Annotated in this window: 14 protein-coding genes and 2 pseudogenes; 9 read left to right on the top strand and 7 right to left on the bottom strand. The window is 71.9% G+C overall.

All coding sequences use genetic code 11. The features are described from left to right. Window positions 1-25 precede the first annotated feature (25 nt). Window positions 26-1,975 (top strand): NAD-binding protein, encoded by a 1,950-nt coding sequence (locus tag ACSU6L_RS35160; protein WP_437063517.1) that lies wholly within the window; start codon window positions 26-28, stop codon window positions 1,973-1,975. A 21-nt stretch (window positions 1,976-1,996) separates the two neighbouring features. Here the strand turns inward: ACSU6L_RS35160 and ACSU6L_RS35155 are convergent, their stop codons facing one another. Continuing rightward, complete coding sequence (locus ACSU6L_RS35155) at window positions 1,997-2,683, bottom strand: potassium channel family protein (protein WP_437063515.1); 687 nt, start codon at window positions 2,681-2,683, stop codon at window positions 1,997-1,999. 547 nt (window positions 2,684-3,230) lie between these two features. Here ACSU6L_RS35155 and ACSU6L_RS35150 point away from each other — a divergent pair. The 3 genes from ACSU6L_RS35150 to ACSU6L_RS35140 all read left to right on the top strand — a co-directional run bounded on the left by ACSU6L_RS35150 (window position 3,231) and on the right by ACSU6L_RS35140 (window position 6,551). Further along, a complete protein-coding gene (locus ACSU6L_RS35150; RefSeq protein ID WP_437063513.1) occupies window positions 3,231-4,766 on the top strand; it encodes an alanine/glycine:cation symporter family protein in 1,536 nt (511 codons plus the stop codon). Window positions 4,767-4,995: 229 nt separating this feature from the next. Continuing rightward, window positions 4,996-6,285 carry a Na+/H+ antiporter NhaA gene (gene nhaA / locus ACSU6L_RS35145; protein WP_437063511.1) on the top strand — a complete coding sequence of 430 codons (1,290 nt, stop codon included), beginning with the start codon at window positions 4,996-4,998 and terminating at the stop codon, window positions 6,283-6,285. Continuing rightward, complete coding sequence (locus ACSU6L_RS35140) at window positions 6,282-6,551, top strand: hypothetical protein (RefSeq protein WP_437065250.1); 270 nt, start codon at window positions 6,282-6,284, stop codon at window positions 6,549-6,551. The genes nhaA and ACSU6L_RS35140 overlap by 4 nt, the downstream gene beginning before the upstream one ends. Window positions 6,552-6,703: 152 nt before the next feature. Here the strand turns inward: ACSU6L_RS35140 and ACSU6L_RS35135 are convergent. Then, window positions 6,704-6,802: pseudogene (locus ACSU6L_RS35135) on the bottom strand (DUF1648 domain-containing protein); the annotation flags it as partial. 492 nt (window positions 6,803-7,294) lie between these two features. Between ACSU6L_RS35135 and dhaK the strand changes: the two are divergent. From dhaK to ACSU6L_RS35120, 3 genes are read left to right on the top strand one after another with little or no spacing between them, the layout of a single operon-like run. Then, the gene (gene dhaK, locus ACSU6L_RS35130; protein ID WP_437063509.1) at window positions 7,295-8,287 is read left to right on the top strand and encodes a dihydroxyacetone kinase subunit DhaK; all 993 of its coding nucleotides are present in this window, start codon (window positions 7,295-7,297) and stop codon (window positions 8,285-8,287) included. Window positions 8,288-8,342: 55 nt separating this feature from the next. Then, complete coding sequence (gene dhaL / locus ACSU6L_RS35125) at window positions 8,343-8,942, top strand: dihydroxyacetone kinase subunit DhaL (RefSeq protein WP_437063507.1); 600 nt, start codon at window positions 8,343-8,345, stop codon at window positions 8,940-8,942. Next, entirely contained in the window at window positions 8,935-9,354 is a 420-nt protein-coding gene (locus tag ACSU6L_RS35120) for a PTS-dependent dihydroxyacetone kinase phosphotransferase subunit DhaM (protein WP_437063505.1), read from the top strand. Before dhaL ends, ACSU6L_RS35120 begins: the two co-directional genes overlap by 8 nt. 25 nt (window positions 9,355-9,379) lie before the next feature. Here ACSU6L_RS35120 and ACSU6L_RS35115 read toward each other — a convergent pair. Together ACSU6L_RS35115 and ACSU6L_RS35110 are read right to left on the bottom strand one after the other, a co-directional pair. After that, window positions 9,380-10,027, bottom strand: a pseudogene (locus tag ACSU6L_RS35115) (TetR/AcrR family transcriptional regulator). 75 nt (window positions 10,028-10,102) lie between these two features. Continuing rightward, entirely contained in the window at window positions 10,103-10,882 is a 780-nt protein-coding gene (locus ACSU6L_RS35110) for a glycoside hydrolase family 75 protein (protein ID WP_437063503.1), read from the bottom strand. 365 nt (window positions 10,883-11,247) lie between these two features. Here ACSU6L_RS35110 and ACSU6L_RS35105 point away from each other — a divergent pair, with 365 nt between their 5' ends. Together ACSU6L_RS35105 and ACSU6L_RS35100 are read left to right on the top strand one after the other, a co-directional pair. Beyond that, complete coding sequence (locus ACSU6L_RS35105; protein WP_437063502.1) at window positions 11,248-12,222, top strand: fibronectin type III domain-containing protein; 975 nt, start codon at window positions 11,248-11,250, stop codon at window positions 12,220-12,222. A gap of 159 nt (window positions 12,223-12,381) precedes the next feature. Beyond that, the gene (locus tag ACSU6L_RS35100) at window positions 12,382-12,918 is read left to right on the top strand and encodes a hypothetical protein (protein WP_437063500.1); all 537 of its coding nucleotides are present in this window, start codon (window positions 12,382-12,384) and stop codon (window positions 12,916-12,918) included. Here ACSU6L_RS35100 and ACSU6L_RS35095 read toward each other — a convergent pair. From ACSU6L_RS35095 to ACSU6L_RS35085, 3 genes are all read right to left on the bottom strand, one after another. After that, window positions 12,906-13,457 (bottom strand): PadR family transcriptional regulator, encoded by a 552-nt coding sequence (locus ACSU6L_RS35095; protein WP_437063498.1) that lies wholly within the window; start codon window positions 13,455-13,457, stop codon window positions 12,906-12,908. The genes ACSU6L_RS35100 and ACSU6L_RS35095 overlap by 13 nt on opposite strands. Window positions 13,458-13,748: 291 nt before the next feature. Then, window positions 13,749-15,764, bottom strand: a complete 2,016-nt coding sequence (locus tag ACSU6L_RS35090; protein WP_437063496.1) for an FAD-dependent oxidoreductase — start codon at window positions 15,762-15,764, stop codon at window positions 13,749-13,751. A 135-nt stretch (window positions 15,765-15,899) separates the two neighbouring features. After that, on the bottom strand, window positions 15,900-16,268 hold the full coding sequence (locus tag ACSU6L_RS35085; RefSeq protein ID WP_437063494.1) for a hypothetical protein: 369 nt from the start codon (window positions 16,266-16,268) through the stop codon (window positions 15,900-15,902). Between the last annotated feature and the right edge of the window lie 212 nt (window positions 16,269-16,480).

Raw genomic sequence — 16,480 nt, 5'->3', positions numbered from 1 at the left:
GTCCGAGTCGGAGGTGCCGTACAGCATGGCCCTACTTCCTCAGCCCGCTCGGCCGGTCGTCCGGCCGGGGCACATGATCGTCTGCGGTGACGACGCGCTCGCCGAGCGGCTGGCCGCCGAACTCGCCTCCGTCTACCGGGAGCGCGTCACGCTCGTCGTACCGGGCGCGCCTCGGAGCGCCCCGACGGCGTCCACTTCGGCGCTGTACGGGCGGGTGCAGGCCGCGATGCGCCGTGGTGGCGGTAACACGCACGGTCCGCGCGTGATCCAGGCGCCCGTTCTCGACGAGGCCGCCCTCGTCGAGGCGGGCACACGGGAGGCCGCGGCGCTGGCGCTCGTCCATGACGACGATGAGACCAACATTCACGCCGCGCTCGCGGCCCGGCGCCTCAACCCCCGGCTGCGGCTGGTGATCCGGCTCTACAACCGCAAGCTCGGCCAACATCTGGAAGAGCTCCTCGACCAGGCGGCCGTGCTCGCCGTGCCCGGACTGGACCCACATGCCCTCGACACCTCCACCACGGTCCTGTCGGACGCGGACACCGCCGCCCCCGCGCTCGCGGCCACCGCCGTCGCCGGCACCAGCAAGGTCGTCCAGGCCGACGGGCTGCTGCTGCGCGCCGTGGAACGCGCGCCGGCCGGACCCGGTCAGGTCCCGGACCCCGGCCTGTGCACGCTCGCGCTGCTGTCGTCGACCACCAGCGACCCGGCGGGGACGGAAGGTTCGGACACGAGCGGCTGGGAAGGGCCGACGCTGCTCCCCGACGACGCCGCGGTAGCCGCGGTCACGGGGCGTGGCACTGTGGTCCTGGAGACGGTCACGCACACCGGATCCTCTCCCCCACGGCGGCGGCTCGCGGGCCGTGGAGTCCCGCTGGGCTCGCTCTTCTCCCGCCGACTGCGCTGGTCGCTGACCGGACTCGTGACCTGCGTATTGGGCCTGGCGGTCGCGAGCCGTCTGACGACCGGCGACCATCCCCTGCACGCCGGATACGTCGTCCTGCTCGACCTCTTCGCCCTCAACGACCCCGCGCTCGGCGAGACCCCTGCCCGCCAGGTACTCCAGCTCCTCTCCGCACTGGCCGGCTTCCTCCTGCTGCCCGTGCTCTTCGCGGCCGTTCTGGAGGCGCTCGGCACCTTCCGCACCGCCTCCGCGCTGCGCCGCCCACCCCGCGGCCTGTCCGGCCACGTCGTCCTGCTGGGCCTCGGCAAGGTGGGCACCCGCGTGCTGGCCCGCCTCGACGAACTCGGCATCCCCGTGGTGTGCGTGGAGGAGGACCCCGAGGCGCGCGGCATACCCCTAGCCCGCCGCCTGCGCATCCCTACCGTCGTCGGCGACGTCACCCAGGAAGGCGTCCTGGAAGCCGCCGCCGTGGATCGCGCGCACGCCCTGCTGGCCCTGACCAGCAACGACACCACCAACCTGGAGGCGGCCCTGTACGCCCGCTCGGTCAAGCCGGACCTGCGGGTGGCGTTGCGCCTGTACGACGACGACTTCGCCGCGGCCGTCTACCGCACCCTGCGCGCCGCGTACCCCCAGGCGCTGACCCGCAGCCGCAGCGTCTCGACCCTGTCGGCACCGGCCTTCGCCGGAGCCATGATGGGCCGCCAGATCCTCGGCGCCATCCCGGTCGAACGCCGCGTCCTGCTCTTCGCGGCCCTGAACGTCGCCGGGCATCCCCAGCTCGAGGGACGCACGATCGCCGAGTCGTTCCGGCCCGGTGCCTGGCGCGTGCTCGCGCTGGACACCGCCGAACCCGACCATCGCCTGCCCGACCTGGCCGCCACCCCGTCGCACGACGGCACGGAGCGGCCGACCGGGCTCATCTGGGACCTGCACCCGGGCTATGTACTGCGCGGCGAGGACCGGGTCGTACTGGCCGCCACCCGGCAGGGACTGGCCGAGCTCCTCGGCCGGCACCCCCTGCCCACCGTGCGCCCGCCCGACCCCGCGCCCGAGGGCCAGGACCTCTGACCGGGACCACCGAGCCGCCTCTCACGACCGAGCCGGTCTCGTGCCGTGACCGTGGTCCGCCGCGTACGCGGTGATGACTTGGCCTGCGCTTCCCTCGGTGTGCAGGAAACGGTCGTCGAGGATCAGGGCGAGGTCGTCGAGGGCCGTACGCAGAAGGGAACCCGCCAGGCGGACGTCCGGGTGGGCAGCGGCGGCGGCCTGTTGCCCCAGGGAGACCGCGTGGTCGAGCTGGAGCGGCAGGGAGGTGTGGTCGTCGACGTCATAGAAGTAGTACGACTCCGGGTACTGCATGAAGTCGACCGACACCACGGACACCGCGGTGGCGAGGCCGTCCAGCAGCGCGGCGCCCCCGTCCGAGTCGAGCGACGACGCCGGGACATCACTGCGGCGCAGGTGGGACAGGCGCAGAGCAAGTGCCCGGCGCCTGGCCAGGGCCGGATAGATGCCGAGGATCCACGCCACGGTCGCCGACAGCAGGGCGAACCCGGACAGGGCCTCGACAGGGGCGAGGACCCGCAGCCAGCCGGCCGTCGGGGCGATGTCGCCGAGACCGAGCGTGCCCAGCATGACCAGGGATACGTAGAGCGCGTCGAGCGGGCCGGCGTGCTCGCCGGGGGACAACTCAGTGGCGTACGAGAAGTGCTCCGGCATGTGCGGCCAGTAGATGAGTGCCCAGCCCGCTGCCATGGCGGAGGCCCACACGGCCACGACGGCGACCATGCCCAGCGGCCCGGTCAAGCCTGCGGGCCGGCGTCGCAGTGCGAGGTGGGGAGAGAGCCGCCAGACGCAGGTCATCACCAGTCGGCTCAGCCCGCCATGCCGGGTGGGGTGCCAGAGCGTGTGAAACACATCCCGGAGGGCGCCCAGAACGAGAAGGGCGCCCACGAGTGTCGCGAGCCACGTCATCGCTTCCCCCGTCCGTAGATACATGCACAATAAACGGACTCAGGTGTCCGGATAACGGTCGCGTCACGGATGCTGGACTTTCGGAACATTACCGTCCGCAGCGTGACATGCATCACCCCTCGGGGGGTGGGTGCTGTGGTACCAATACGCAACTTCGCAGGTGGCAACCCCTCGCCGCCCTGCGGACCGGCCGGCCCATCCCGGCATGCCAGACCTGACGATCACTGTCCGAGTCCGCGGACAGCATTGTTTTCGGTCGCCGATCGGACAACGGCGTTCGCTCACAGCCCGTCCCCCTCTCCGGCGCAGTCTCCCTGTGCGCCGGCCACGCGCTACGAGGTACCCACCCGTGTCACTCGATGCCTTCACCCAGTCCGTCGACAAGGCAGTCAGCGGATTCTTCGAGCCCATAGCCACCTGGCTCGGCGAGGTCGTCTTCTACTCCGTGCCCGTCGCCGGCACCGAGCTCCCCCTGATCGTCGCCTGGCTCGTCGTGGCCGGCATCGTCTTCACCGGCTGGTTCGGCTTCGTCCAGCTGCGCAAGTTCAAGCTCGCCGTCGATGTCGTACGCGGCAAGTACGACGAGAAGGGCTCGGCCGGCGAGGTCAACCACTTCCAGGCCCTCACCGCCGCCGTCTCCGGCACCGTGGGCCTCGGCAACATCGCCGGTGTGGCCGTCGCGGTCTCCATCGGCGGGCCCGGCGCCACGTTCTGGATGATTCTCTGCGGCCTGCTTGGCATGGCCACCAAGTTCGTCGAGGTCACCCTCGGTGTGAAGTACCGCGAGGTCCACGCCGACGGCACCGTCTCCGGCGGACCCATGCACTACCTGCCCAAGGGCCTGGCCGACCGCTTCGGCAAGAACGGCAAGACCCTCGGCAAGGTCCTCGCGGTCCTCGCCTCCTTCTTCGTGCTGTTCTTCGGCCTGTTCGGCGGCAACCTCTTCCAGGTCAACCAGTCCTACGCACAGCTGGTCTCCGTGACCGGCGGCGAGAGCGGCGCCCTGGGCTCCTCCGCCGGTGCCCTGCTCTTCGGCATCCTCATCGCGGCGCTCGTCGGCATCGTCCTCCTCGGCGGCATCCGCTCGATCGCGTCCGTCACCAGCAAGCTGGTGCCCGCCATGGCCGGCATCTACATCGCCGCCTGCCTCGTCGTGATCGCCGTCAACGCCTCCGCCGTCCCCTCCGCGATCTCCTCCATCGTCGAAGGCGCGTTCAACCCGCAGGGCGTCGCCGGCGGTGTCCTCGGCGCGCTGATCATCGGCTTCAAGCGGGCCGCGTTCTCCAACGAGGCCGGTCTCGGATCGGCCCCCATCGCGCACTCCGCAGTGAAGACCAAGCACCCCGCGAGCGAGGGCCTGGTGGCGCTGCTCGAGCCGTTCATCGACACGGTCGTCATCTGCACCATGACCGCCCTGACCATCGTCATCGCCAACCCGGCCAGCTGGGCCGAGGCCCGGGCGGGCGAGTCCATCGGCGGTGTCACCATCACCTCGGACGCCTTCGGCACCGTCATGCCCTGGTTCCCGTACATCCTGACCCTCGCGGTCATGCTGTTCGCGATCTCCACCGTGCTGACCTGGGGCTACTACTGCATGAAGGCGTGGACGCACCTGTTCGGCCGCAGCCGCGCCAGCGAGCTGACCTTCAAGGTCCTCTACACCGTCTTCGCGGTGGCCGGCTCGCTGCTCACGCTCCAGACGCTGATCGACATGGCCGACGCGGTGCTCTTCATGCTCGCCGTCATCAACATCATCGGCCTCTACCTGCTCGCGCCGGTCGTCAAGCGAGAGCTGAACTCCTTCCTCGCCTTCGTCAAGCGGCGCGACGCCGGCCTCGACACGGACGAGGACACCGACCAGGAGCCGGTGAAGACCACCGTCTGACCGTCCCCCCGGCGGCCCGGCTCCTCGAGTGGGCCTGCCCCCACCTCGCGCCTTGGTGGGGGCAGGCCCACTCGCCTGTCCCAGCAGGTGAGAGGCGTTCTGGCTAGACCCCCGGTCACCCGATAGGGTGTAAAGAACGCATCAAGACGATGCTGGTGTGCCGGGAAGTCTGGTCGGCGTCCGAGGGCCTGTGTGCCCGCCGCCGACATGCCCCGGAGGGTTTCTCCCCATGACGCAGGCACGCCCGCGCAAGATCGTCTTCGGATTGCTTCCCTGGCCCGAACGGCAGGCCGTCGGCGAGGCCCTGCGTACGGAGACGGTCGGCGGACTGGTTCTGCTCGCGGCGGCCGTCATCGCCCTCGTGTGGGCGAACAGCCCGTGGAACGCGGCGTACGAGTCCCTGCGCGACTTCCACTTCGGCATACCCGCCCTCGGCCTGGACCTGTCCGTCGAACACTGGACCGCGGACGGTCTCCTCGCCGTCTTCTTCCTCGTCGCCGGCATCGAGCTGAAACGCGAACTCGTCGTCGGCGAACTGCGCACCCCCGCCACGGCCGCTCTCCCCGTGATCGCCGCGCTGTGCGGCATGGCCGTACCGGCCGCCCTCTACACCCTCACCGCCGCCACGGGTGGCGGAAGCCTCGGCGGCTGGGCGGTCCCCATGGCCACCGACATCGCCTTCGCGCTCGCGGTCCTCGCGGTCGTCAGCACCCATCTCCCGGCCGCGCTGCGGGCGTTCCTGCTCACCCTCGCCGTCGTCGACGACCTCGGCGCCATCGTCATCATCGCGCTCTTCTTCACCAGCGACCTCAACTTCTGGGCCCTGGCAGGGGCGTTCGCCGGCCTGGCCCTCTTCTACGTCCTCCAGCGCTTCGGGGTACGCGGCTGGTGGTGGTACGTGCCCCTGGGCATCGCCATCTGGGCGTTGATGTACAACTCCGGCGTCCACGCCACCGTCGCGGGCGTCGCCATGGGGCTGATCCTGCGCACCACCCGCGAGACGGGCGAGGAGCAGTCCCCGGCCGCCCGGGTCTCGCACCTTCTCCACCCCTTCTCGGCAGGCGTCGCCGTCCCCCTCTTCGCCCTCTTCGCCGCCGGCGTCGCCGTGTCCGGGGACGCCCTGATCAAGGTCTTCACCGAGCCCGAGCCGATCGCCGTCGTCGTCGGCCTGGTCGTCGGCAAGACCCTCGGCATCTTCCTGGGCACCTACGCGGCCGTCCGCTTCACCCGCGCCAGCCTCAACCCCAACCTCGCCTGGGCCGACGTCCTGGGGCTCGCCGTCCTCGCGGGCATCGGCTTCACCGTGGCCCTGCTCGTCGGCGAGCTGTCCTTCACCGACCCCGTCCATGCCGAGCACGTCAAGGCCGCGGTCCTGCTCGGTTCCCTCACCGCCGCCCTGCTCGCCTCCGTCCTCCTGCGCCGCCGCAACCGCGTCTACAAGCGCCTGTACGAGGAGGAGGAACGCGACGAGGACGCCGACGGCATCCCCGACATCTACCAGGTCGACACCACCCGATGACCGCGGAGGACATCGGCCCGGCAGCCCTCGCCGTCAGCGTCGTGCTCGTACTCCTGGTCATCCGCACCGCCGTAGCAGAGCTCAAGGCCCCGGGCTCCGCCCGCCGCGAGTGGGCGTTCCTCCGCGACGTCCGAGCGCTCGCGACCGGCCTGACCGCGCTGACAGTGTTTGCCGTTCTCGGCTGGGCGATCTCCGGCCCGGCAAGTCTGCCTTGGGCGGCCCTCGTCGGCCTTCTGGTCGCGCGCATCGAACACAGCACGAAATGAGGCCGCCCCCGCGGCTGGCCGGGCCGGGAACGTCCGGCCGGAAGCCTGGGGACGTCGTCAGGGACTGCCGGCAGGAGCGCCCGGGGGTCGCCTGATGACAGTGGTGGACGCCGGCATGGCTCGTCAGCGGGCGATAGCGGGATTTCCACAGGGGATGCGGAGCGGTTGACGTCTCCCCTTTCGTCGAAGTGCACGGCCATCGGATCTGGCAGGTTCGGCCACGAAGCGGTGAACACCACAGCCACTACCATTGCGGCCACCAGACAGGGGACTCCGGCGAACCATCGCAACGGGCCCCGTTGCTGGATTCGGGAAGTCCGGTCGGGCAGATCCATTCTGCCTCCTCGGCGAGACTCAGAAACAGCACTCGTCGGCTTATAGGGGCTCCACGAGATCAGCGCCGCCTGCCTCGGGGCCCGGCGGCTCGATGCCGCGCGGGCCCCTTGGGGTCAGTGGCATGAGTGCTGTTGATCGACCTTCCGTCGCCGCGCGGGGCACCAGCAGCGTGACCTTCGCTGCCGTAAGGCCGATACTGCCGTCAACAGGAGCCGCAGTCGTCCCACAACCGATCACCCGCCGGACCTGACGGGCCGTCACCGAAGTCAGCATCGGGTCAGCATCAGTACCGTCAGAACCCGCCCCGGACCGCCACGAACCGCCAAGATCGAAAACTGACCTTATCTGCTCTGACCTGGGAAAACGCAGGTCCAGGGCCTGCCTGCTAGTCTCTTCAGGAGGTACCCATGAGGATGCTGATCAACGTCCCGGAAACCGTCGTCGCGGACGCGCTGCGGGGTATGGCGGCCGCGCATCCCGAGTTGATCGTGGATGTGGAGAACCGGGTGATCGTGCGGCGGGACGCGCCCGTCGAGGGGAAGGTCGGGCTCGTCTCCGGTGGCGGGTCGGGGCATGAGCCGTTGCACGGCGGGTTCGTCGGGCCCGGGATGCTGTCGGCGGCCTGTCCGGGAGAGGTGTTCACCTCGCCGGTGCCCGATCAGATGGTGCGGGCGGCGGCGGCCGTGGACAGCGGGGCGGGGGTGCTGTTCATCGTCAAGAACTACACCGGTGACGTGCTGAACTTCGACATGGCGGCGGAGCTCGCCGAGGACGAGGGCATCCAGGTCGCCAAGGTGCTGGTCAACGACGACGTGGCCGTCACCGACAGTCTGTACACCGCCGGGCGGCGCGGCACCGGTGCCACGCTGTTCGTGGAGAAGATCGCGGGGGCCGCCGCCGACGAGGGGCAGCCGTTGGAGCGGGTCGAGGCGATCGCCCGGCAGGTCAACGAGAACGCGCGCAGCTTCGGCGTGGCGCTGAGCGCCTGCACCACGCCCGCCAAGGGCAGCCCCACCTTCGATCTTCCTCCGGGCGAGCTGGAGTTGGGCATCGGCATCCACGGCGAGCCGGGCCGTGAGCGGCGGGCGATGATGACGTCGGGCGAGATCGCCGACTTCGCGGTGAACGCCGTGCTGGAGGACCTCCACCCGCGCAGTCCGGTCCTGGTCCTGGTCAACGGCATGGGGGCGACGCCGCTGCTGGAGCTGTACGGGTTCAACGCCGAGGTGCAGCGGGTGCTCGCCCAGCGTGGGGTCGCCGTCGCCCGCACCCTCGTCGGGAACTATGTGACCTCCCTCGACATGGCGGGTGCATCGGTCACCCTGTGCCAGATCGACGAGGAGCTGCTGCGGCTGTGGGACGCGCCGGTGCGCACGCCGGGGCTGCGCTGGGGCATGTGACCTGGCGGCCGACGCGGCCGACGTGATCCACCCACCTCTCACGCAAGGAGATCCAGTGCTCGACGCCGATTTCTTCCGCCGTTGGATGACGGCGACCGCCGCGTCCGTGGACCGCGAGGCGGAACGGCTCACGGCCCTCGACTCGCCCATCGGGGACGCCGACCACGGCAGCAACATGCAGCGTGGGTTCGCCGCCGTGACCGCGGCGGTGGAGAAGGAGGCTCCCGCGACGCCGGGGGCCGTGCTGATCCTGTCCGGGCGGCAGCTCATCTCGACGGTCGGCGGCGCGTCCGGGCCGCTGTACGGCACCCTGCTGCGGCGCACCGGCAAGGCACTGGGTGACGCCGGTGAGGTGGGAGAGGAGGAGTTGGCGCGGGCGCTGCGGGAGGGGGTGGACGCGGTGATGGCGCTGGGCGGTGCCGCGCCCGGCGACAAGACCATGATCGACGCCCTGGTGCCGGCGGTGGACGCGCTCGGTGACGGTTTCGGCGCGGCGCGGGCCGCCGCCGAGCAGGGCGCGATCGCGACGACGCCGTTGCAGGCCCGCAAGGGGCGGGCGAGCTACCTCGGTGAGCGGAGCATCGGTCACCAGGATCCGGGCGCCACCTCGTCGGCGCTGCTGGTCGCGGGGCTCGCGGAGGCCGCCGGTGAGTGACACGACGGCCGGGAAGCTCGTGGGGATCGTGCTGGTGTCGCACAGCGCGCAGGTCGCCTCGTCGGTCGCGGACCTCGCGCGGGGGCTGGCGGGCGGAGGTGCGGAGGTGCCCGTGGCGCCGGCGGGCGGCACGGAGGGCGGGGAGCTGGGCACCAGTGCCGAGTTGATCGCCGCGGCGGCCGCCTCCGTGGACCGGGGGGCCGGTGTCGCCGTGCTCACCGATCTCGGCAGCGCCGTCCTCACCGTGAAGGCGCTGCTCGCCGAGGGCGACGAACTGCCCGCCGGGGCCCGTCTGGTGGACGCCCCGTTCGTGGAGGGCGCCGTAGCCGCCGTGGTCACGGCCGCCACCGGAGCGGACCTGGACGCGGTGGTCTCGGCGGCACGGGAGGCGTACGACTACCGGAAGGTGTGAGTCCGCCCGCCACATCCCTCGCCTGTCACCGCACTCCCTCCCCCGCCACCACCAGCGCCGAGCGCATCGCCTTCGCCTGTTCCGCCTCCGACGTACCGGCATCGTGGGCGGCGTCGGCGGCGTCAGCGGTGCTCCAGGCCTGGTGTTCGACGGCCGCGCGCAGGGCGGCGTTGAACATGGCCGCCTGGAGGGTGGGCCGCAGGTCGTCGGGCGGGAGTCCGGCGCGTTCGGCGAGGGCGTGGGCGAACGCCGGTTCCGCCTCGTCTTAGGTCTGCAGCCAGACCGCGCGCAGTCCGGGTTCGGCGCGGGTGAGGCGTACGAGCGCGCCGAAGGTGGCGCTCTCCGGTCCGGCCGTCCGGCGCGGGCCGGGGGTGAAGGCCCGGTCGAGGGCGGCCTCGAGGTCCTGGCCGGGCCGCCATTCCCGCAGGCACCGGGCGATCACGTCGATCCCGGCGGTGAACAGCGGCCGGACGCAGCTCTCCTTGCTCGGGAAGTACCGCCAGACCGTGCGCGCCGAGACGCCGGCCGCCTGTCCGATCTGCTCGCCCGTGGTCTCGGCGACGCCCTGACGGACGAACAGGTCGACCGCGACGCGGGCGATCTCCAGCCGGATCTCCGCCTTGCGCTCCTCGGTCAGGGGCGGTCGGCCACTGCGTCCGCCTGCTGCGGTCATCTCTTCCGCCGGCACCGGCGATCGATCTCCGGCATTCTCCCCGAAGCGATGGACACGGCGGTCACGGCGGCCGTATCACCAGCTCTCAGGGACCGGGTCACCCCGCCATGACGCCCCCTCGCTCTCCTCGCTCCCGTCGCGCTCCTCAGTCCCCCCGGTTCCTTCGACAAAGCGCCGCGCCAGCCGCTCCCCCTCCGCCACCGCCGCGGCGTGGCTCTCGATGGGTGAGACCTGGGAGTCCCTGAAGACGATGTAGGTGACACCGGAGTCCGTTCCGCCGCTCTGCGGGTCGGGTGAGATGCCGAGGCCTTCGGCGGTGGCGTACGACGCCTCGCCGATGATGTGGCTCGGGCCGGTGTCGCCCACGACCGCGTACTGGACCCGGTCGTCGTGTATGACGGCCGCGACCGAGCCGCCGCGTACCCCGTGGTCCCGGTAGTCCCAGATGTCGCTGGGGGCGGGGACGACGATGTAGGGCAGCTCCTCGGCGCTCAGGTAGCGGCCGTCGGACTCGGTCTGGGCCGTGGTGGGCGAGAAGTGCGGGTCGGTGAGGGCGTTGCAGAGGTGGCCGGGGCGGCCGTCGCAGTCGATGTCCATGTCCGCCGTCCAGTAGACGGCCTCGGGGGTGCCGCAGACCGGGATGTCGGCGGGCTGTCCCTCGTCGCTGCGGTAGTGGCCGCGGGAGACGCGGGTGCAGTCTCGCGCCCGGTCCAGCAAGTCGGCGGCGCGGACCGTTCCCTCACTGTGGGCGACCGGCGCCATCAGGGGGCGGGCCGGGGCGACGGCGCCGGCGAGCACCGCCGGGACGAGCAGGGCGGCGCTCGCCGCGGCAAGGGTGATTATTCGGACAGGCACGATCGGGGACCCTCTCGTCGGGGGCTCATGGATACTCAGCCCAATCTGCGCCCCCGGTGATGCGGTGGCCAGCCGGAGGGGGCCGGACGGCGCACGGCCCTCGAGACGTCTCATGGGGACCGGGGGCCTGAGCCTGTGTCGGCTCGGGCCGCCCGGCCGCCCGCAACCGGAGCGCGGGATCAGCGACGACAGCGGTCCGCGCCGCGGACGTGAACTCCCCTGTCCTGGTGGCGAGTTCGCCTGCGGGAGCGTTCAGCATACGCATATCGGCGGAGGCGTCACCAACACACCCTCTTGATGTGGCCGCGTCAGCGGCGCCATATTGGTCCGGACCATTCCGTCGTCCCGCCCCGGGAGGCCGAGTCGTGCGACGCGTTCCCGTGCCCGCGCTCCTGGTGTGCGGCACCCTGACCCTGGCGGTGTCCTGCGGCTGGGGCGGCGACGGCGGCGAGACCGGCGCGGCGCCCGGCGCGCCGACCGGGGTCACCGCGGCGGCGGGCAGCGCGACCAGCGTGCACGTGATGTGGAACGCGGTGTCCGCGGAGGCCGGGGTGAGCGGCTACGAGGTGTATCGCGGCCCCACCAAAATCAAGGACGTGCCGGGCTCCGAGCACATGGTGGACGTCACCCGGCTGCGTCCGTCCACCGCCTACGTCTTCACCGTGCGCGCCCGCGACGCGGACGGTCGGCTCGGGCCGCCCAGCCGGGAGGTCCGGGCCACCACCCCCGCCGCCGTGGCGGCGGACCGCTCCGCGCCCTCCCGGCCGGACGGGGTGCGGGGGCGGACGACGGGAAGCCGGGCCGTGCAGCTGCGCTGGGAGGCGGCGACGGACGACCGGAGTGTGGTGTCGTACGACATCCACCAGGGCGGCACGAAGATCCACAGTGTGGGCGGGACACAGACGGCGACGGTCGTCACGGGGCTTCGGCCCGGCACCCGGTACTCCTTCACCGTCCGGGCCCGGGACGCGGCGGACAACGTCTCCCCGGCGAGCACCGTCGTCCGGCTCACCACCGCGCCCGGCGACGACGACGGACGCGGCACCGCGCCCACCGGGTTCCGGGCCGCCGCCCGCAGCGAGGCGGGCGCCCACTACCTCGACCTGTCCTGGGTGCCGCCCCGCGCCGACGGGGAGATCACGGAGTACGAGATCCAGCTCGACGGGCGGCCGGCGACCTCCCTCGTCTGGGGCGGGACCGCGCCGCGCGGGAAGGCGTCGTACAGCTTCTACGTGGGCCGGGAGGACGGCGTACGGCACCGGGTGCGGATCCGCGCCAAGCTGCCGGACGGCACCTGGGGCGGCTTCTCGGCGGAGCGCACGGTCACGACGGGCGGCTGAGGGCCGTCACCCGGACGGCGGCACACGTCACCTGAGTGGGTGCGGCCCGCATGCGCGACAGGCGCGGGGGACATTGGCTGACCCTGAGGCAGCACGGGCGTTCCCCGACCCAGGCGGCGCAAGGGATGTACCGCCAACCGTGCCGCCGGAGGGCAGACCATGAGCAACCGTCAACGACTCCTCCGCTCCGGGCTGGCCGTGGCCGCCTCCGCCGCGCTGCTCGCCGTGGCCGCCCACCCGGCCGACGCGGTCTCCGGGATCTCGGTGAGCACCAACGGCTCCACCGTCTCGGTGGTGACCAGCGCCTGCACCCAGGTCGGCGGCAGCTGGGGCAACGCCTCCCTGCTGACCAGCAACCAGACGAGCTTCGGCCAGGGCCGTCAGGCGGCGCTGACGGGCGCGGCCAGCCTGCAGTCGGCCGCCTGGTCCGATGTGAGCCCGGGGACCTACACGGTCATCGTGGTGTGCTCCAACGGCACCACCGCGGGCAGCCAGTCCGTCATCGTCTCCGCGCCCACGCCCACGCCGACGGCCACCGCGACGCCGTCGCCCTCGCGGGGCGTGATGGGCGGCATGGGCGGCGGCACCAAGGACTACGGCACGGTCACGCTGGTGGCGGGCGGTGTGCTGGCCGGGGCCGGGGTCATCGCGGCGGGCTGGTTCCTGCGCCGCCGCTCCAAGCCCTACCGGCTCTGATCCGGCGGCAGCTCGGCGAACTCCGCGAGCGCGTGGGTGAGCCACTGGGTCCAGAAGGTCTCCAGATCGATGCCCGCCCGCAGCACCAGATGCCGCAGCCGGTCCTGAGCACTGTCCCGGCCGGGCGGGAAGTCCCGCTTCTCGATCTCCTGGTACTCGGCCAGCTGCCGTCGGTGCAGCTCCAGATGGCGGCGCAGGTCATCCGCCAGGCCGTCGGTGCCGACCACCGCCCCGGCGCGCAGCCGCAGCAGCATGGTGTCGCGGAGCGGCTTGGGGTCCTGCGACGCGGCGGTCCAGCGGGCCAGTTCGGCGCGGCCGGCGGGCAGCACCTCGTAGCTCTTCTTCTGGCCGCGGGCCGGCTGCTCGCTGGGCAGCGCCCGGATCAGGCCGTCGGCCTCCAGTTTTCCCAGCTCGCGATAGATCTGCTGATGTGTCGCCGACCAGAAGTAGCCGATCGACTTGTCGAACCGTCGGGTCAGCTCCAGCCCCGAGGAGGGCTTCTCGAGCAGAGCGGTGAGGATCGCGTGCGGGAGTGACATGGGGGCCATCCTAGGGACGGCCCCCACGCCCGGTCGGGTGCACTTGGCCCTGCCTTTGGATCAGGCCGGCTGTGATCGACGGTGCGGCCTGGCCGAGCCGAGCGGGGCCTGGTGCGTGCAGCTGCAAGGCGGAGGAGGGAGTCGACGCGGAGCGATGGGGGTGCCCCCGCGGGAGCTCGTCCGAGCGTGGGGGAGACCGACGACAACGCGGCTGGGGGTCCCCCCTGCTCGAAGAGCTCGGGGGAGTGCGTGCCAGACCCCGCGACGCCGGGATGATCCGAACGGCAGGGCCTACAGCGCCGCCGCCAGCTCGGTTCCCTGCTTGATGGCGCGCTTGGCGTCGAGTTCGGCGGCCACGTCGGCGCCGCCGATGAGGTGGGCCGGCCGGCCGGCGGCGACCAGCTCGTCGTACAGGTCGCGGCGCGGCTCCTGGCCGGTGCACAGCACGATGGTGTCGACCTCCAGGACGGTGCTCTCCTCGCCGACGGAGATGTGCAGTCCGGCGTCGTCGATCCGGTCGTAGCGCACCCCCGGGACCATGGTGACGCCGCGGTGCTTCAGCTCGGTGCGGTGGATCCAGCCGGTGGTCTTGCCGAGGCCCGCGCCGACCTTGGTGGTCTTGCGCTGCAGGAGGTGGACGGTGCGCGGCGGGGCGGGCCGCTCGGACGCGGCGAGGCCGCCGGGTGCCGCGTAGTCCATGTCGACGCCCCACTGGCGGAAGTACGCCGCCGGGTCCTCGTGCGCCTTGTCGCCGCCGTCGGTGAGGTATTCGGCGACGTCGAAGCCGATGCCCCCGGCGCCGAGGACGGCGACGCGGTCGCCGACGGGCGCGCCGTCGCGCAGCACGTCGAGGTAGCCGAGCACGCTCGGGTGGTCGACGCCGGGGATGTCGGGCGTGCGCGGGGTGACGCCGGTGGCGACCACCACCTCGTCGTGATCGGCGAGGTCGGCGGCGGTCACCCAGGTGTTCAGCCGTACGTCCACGCCACGGGCGTCGAGCTGGTGGCGGAAGTAGCGCAGCGTCTCGTCGAACTCCTGCTTGCCGGGGACCTGCCGGGCCACGTTGAGCTGGCCGCCGATCTCGGCGGCGGCGTCGAGGAGGGTGACCTGGTGGCCGCGTTCGGCCGCGGAGACCGCGCAGGCGAGGCCGGCCGGTCCGGCGCCGACGACGGCGATCCGCTTGCGCAGCCGGGTCGGGGAGAGCACCAGCTCGGTCTCGTGGCAGGCGCGCGGGTTGACCAGGCAGGAGGTGATCTGCCCGCTGAAGGTGTGGTCGAGGCAGGCCTGGTTGCAGCCGATGCAGGTGTTGATGGCCTCGGGGGTGCCGGCGGCGGCCTTGGCGACGAAGTCGGGGTCGGCGAGCATCGGGCGGGCCATGGAGACCATGTCGGCCGTGCCGCCGGCGAGCAGCTGCTCGGCGAGTTCGGGGGTGTTGATGCGGTTGGTGGTGACGAGCGGGACGGTCACCTCGCCCATGAGCCGCTTGGTCACCCAGGTGTAGGCGCCGCGCGGCACGGAGGTGGCGATGGTGGGGATGCGGGCCTCGTGCCAGCCGATGCCGGTGTTGATGATGGTCGCCCCGGCGGCCTCGACCGCCTTGGCGAGGGTGATCACCTCGTCCAGGGTGGATCCGCCGGGCACCAGGTCCAGCATGGACAGCCGGTAGACGACGATGAAGTCCTCGCCGACGGCCTCGCGCACCCGGCGGACGATCTCGACGGGGAAGCGCATGCGGTTCTCGTAGGAGCCGCCCCAGCGGTCGGTGCGGTGGTTGGTCGGCGCGGCGATGAACTCGTTGATCAGGTAGCCCTCGGAGCCCATGATCTCGACGCCGTCGTAGCCGGCCTGCCGCGCGAGGCGGGCGGTGCGGGCGTAGTCGTCGATGGTCCGTTCGACCTCGGCGTCGGTGAGCTCGCGCGGCGGGAAGGGGCTGATGGGCGCCTGGAGGGGGCTCGGGGCGACCAGGTCGCGGTGGTAGGCGTATCGGCCGAAGTGCAGGATCTGGAGCGCGATCCGCCCGCCCTCGCGGTGGACGGCCTCGGTGACCACGCGGTGCTGCTCGGCCTCCTCGTCGGTGGTGAGCTTGGCGCCGCCCTCGTAGGGCCGTCCCTCGTCGTTGGGGGCGATGCCGCCGGTGACGATCAGCCCCACTCCCCCGCGCGCCCGGGCGGCGTAGAACTCCGCCATGCGCGCGAAGCCGCCCTCGGCCTCCTCCAGGCCCACGTGCATGGAGCCCATGAGGACGCGGTTGGGCAGCGTGGTGAAGCCCAGGTCGAGCGGGGTGAACAGGTGGGGGTAACGGCTCATCGACGCCTCCGTGCGCGGTCCGGTGCCCTGTAGTTGTAGAGGACCGCGCACGGTTTATGCAACTAGTTGCACAACAAGGGGCCGCAGGACGTGACGGGACGCACACCCGCGGCGACCGCCGTCACCTCCCACGGGTCAGCGGCTTTCCAGGACCAGGTGCAGCTCGCGCTCCTGGTCTCCGGAGGCCGTGCTCATGTCGTGGACCGAGAACAGCGAGTCCAGGGTCGTACGGAACCGGTCGATCGCCCAGTAACCGCCCTGCACGTCGGCGGTGACGGGGGCCGAGAGCCGGGCGGGGCGGCCCCCCTCGTGGGCGTCGGCCACGTCGAAGGTGCCGAGCCAGACCATGGGGCGCGTCTCGTGCCACTGCTCGGGCACGTCCTCGGCGCACCGGTCGGACGCGAAGCACGAGCACAGGGTGTCGAAGACGATCCGGGCGTCCTCCTTGCTGCAACCGCTGATCTCCACGGAGACGGACTCCGGGTGGGACCGTTCGGCGTTCATGGTGACCGCTCCTCTCGTGGCAGTGCCGGGGGTGCGCGAGTGCCCCGCGCGACGGCCCGCACTCACTCAGGAAAGCACCGGCGCCAGGAGAGCACCACCGGCGACAGCCGCTCACCGTGCGACACGAGCCGCCCCTATTGCGCCGCTCACGGGTGATTTGTCCGACGCGTCGGGTCGTATCGGGGGATGGTGGAGAAGGGCGGGGTGGCGTA

It is taken from the genome of Streptomyces sp. enrichment culture (assembly GCF_964272855.1).
Taxonomy (GTDB): domain Bacteria; phylum Actinomycetota; class Actinomycetes; order Streptomycetales; family Streptomycetaceae; genus Streptomyces.
Note: the sequence above shows the minus strand (reverse complement) of the source record. Positions and strands in the feature narration are given on the sequence as shown.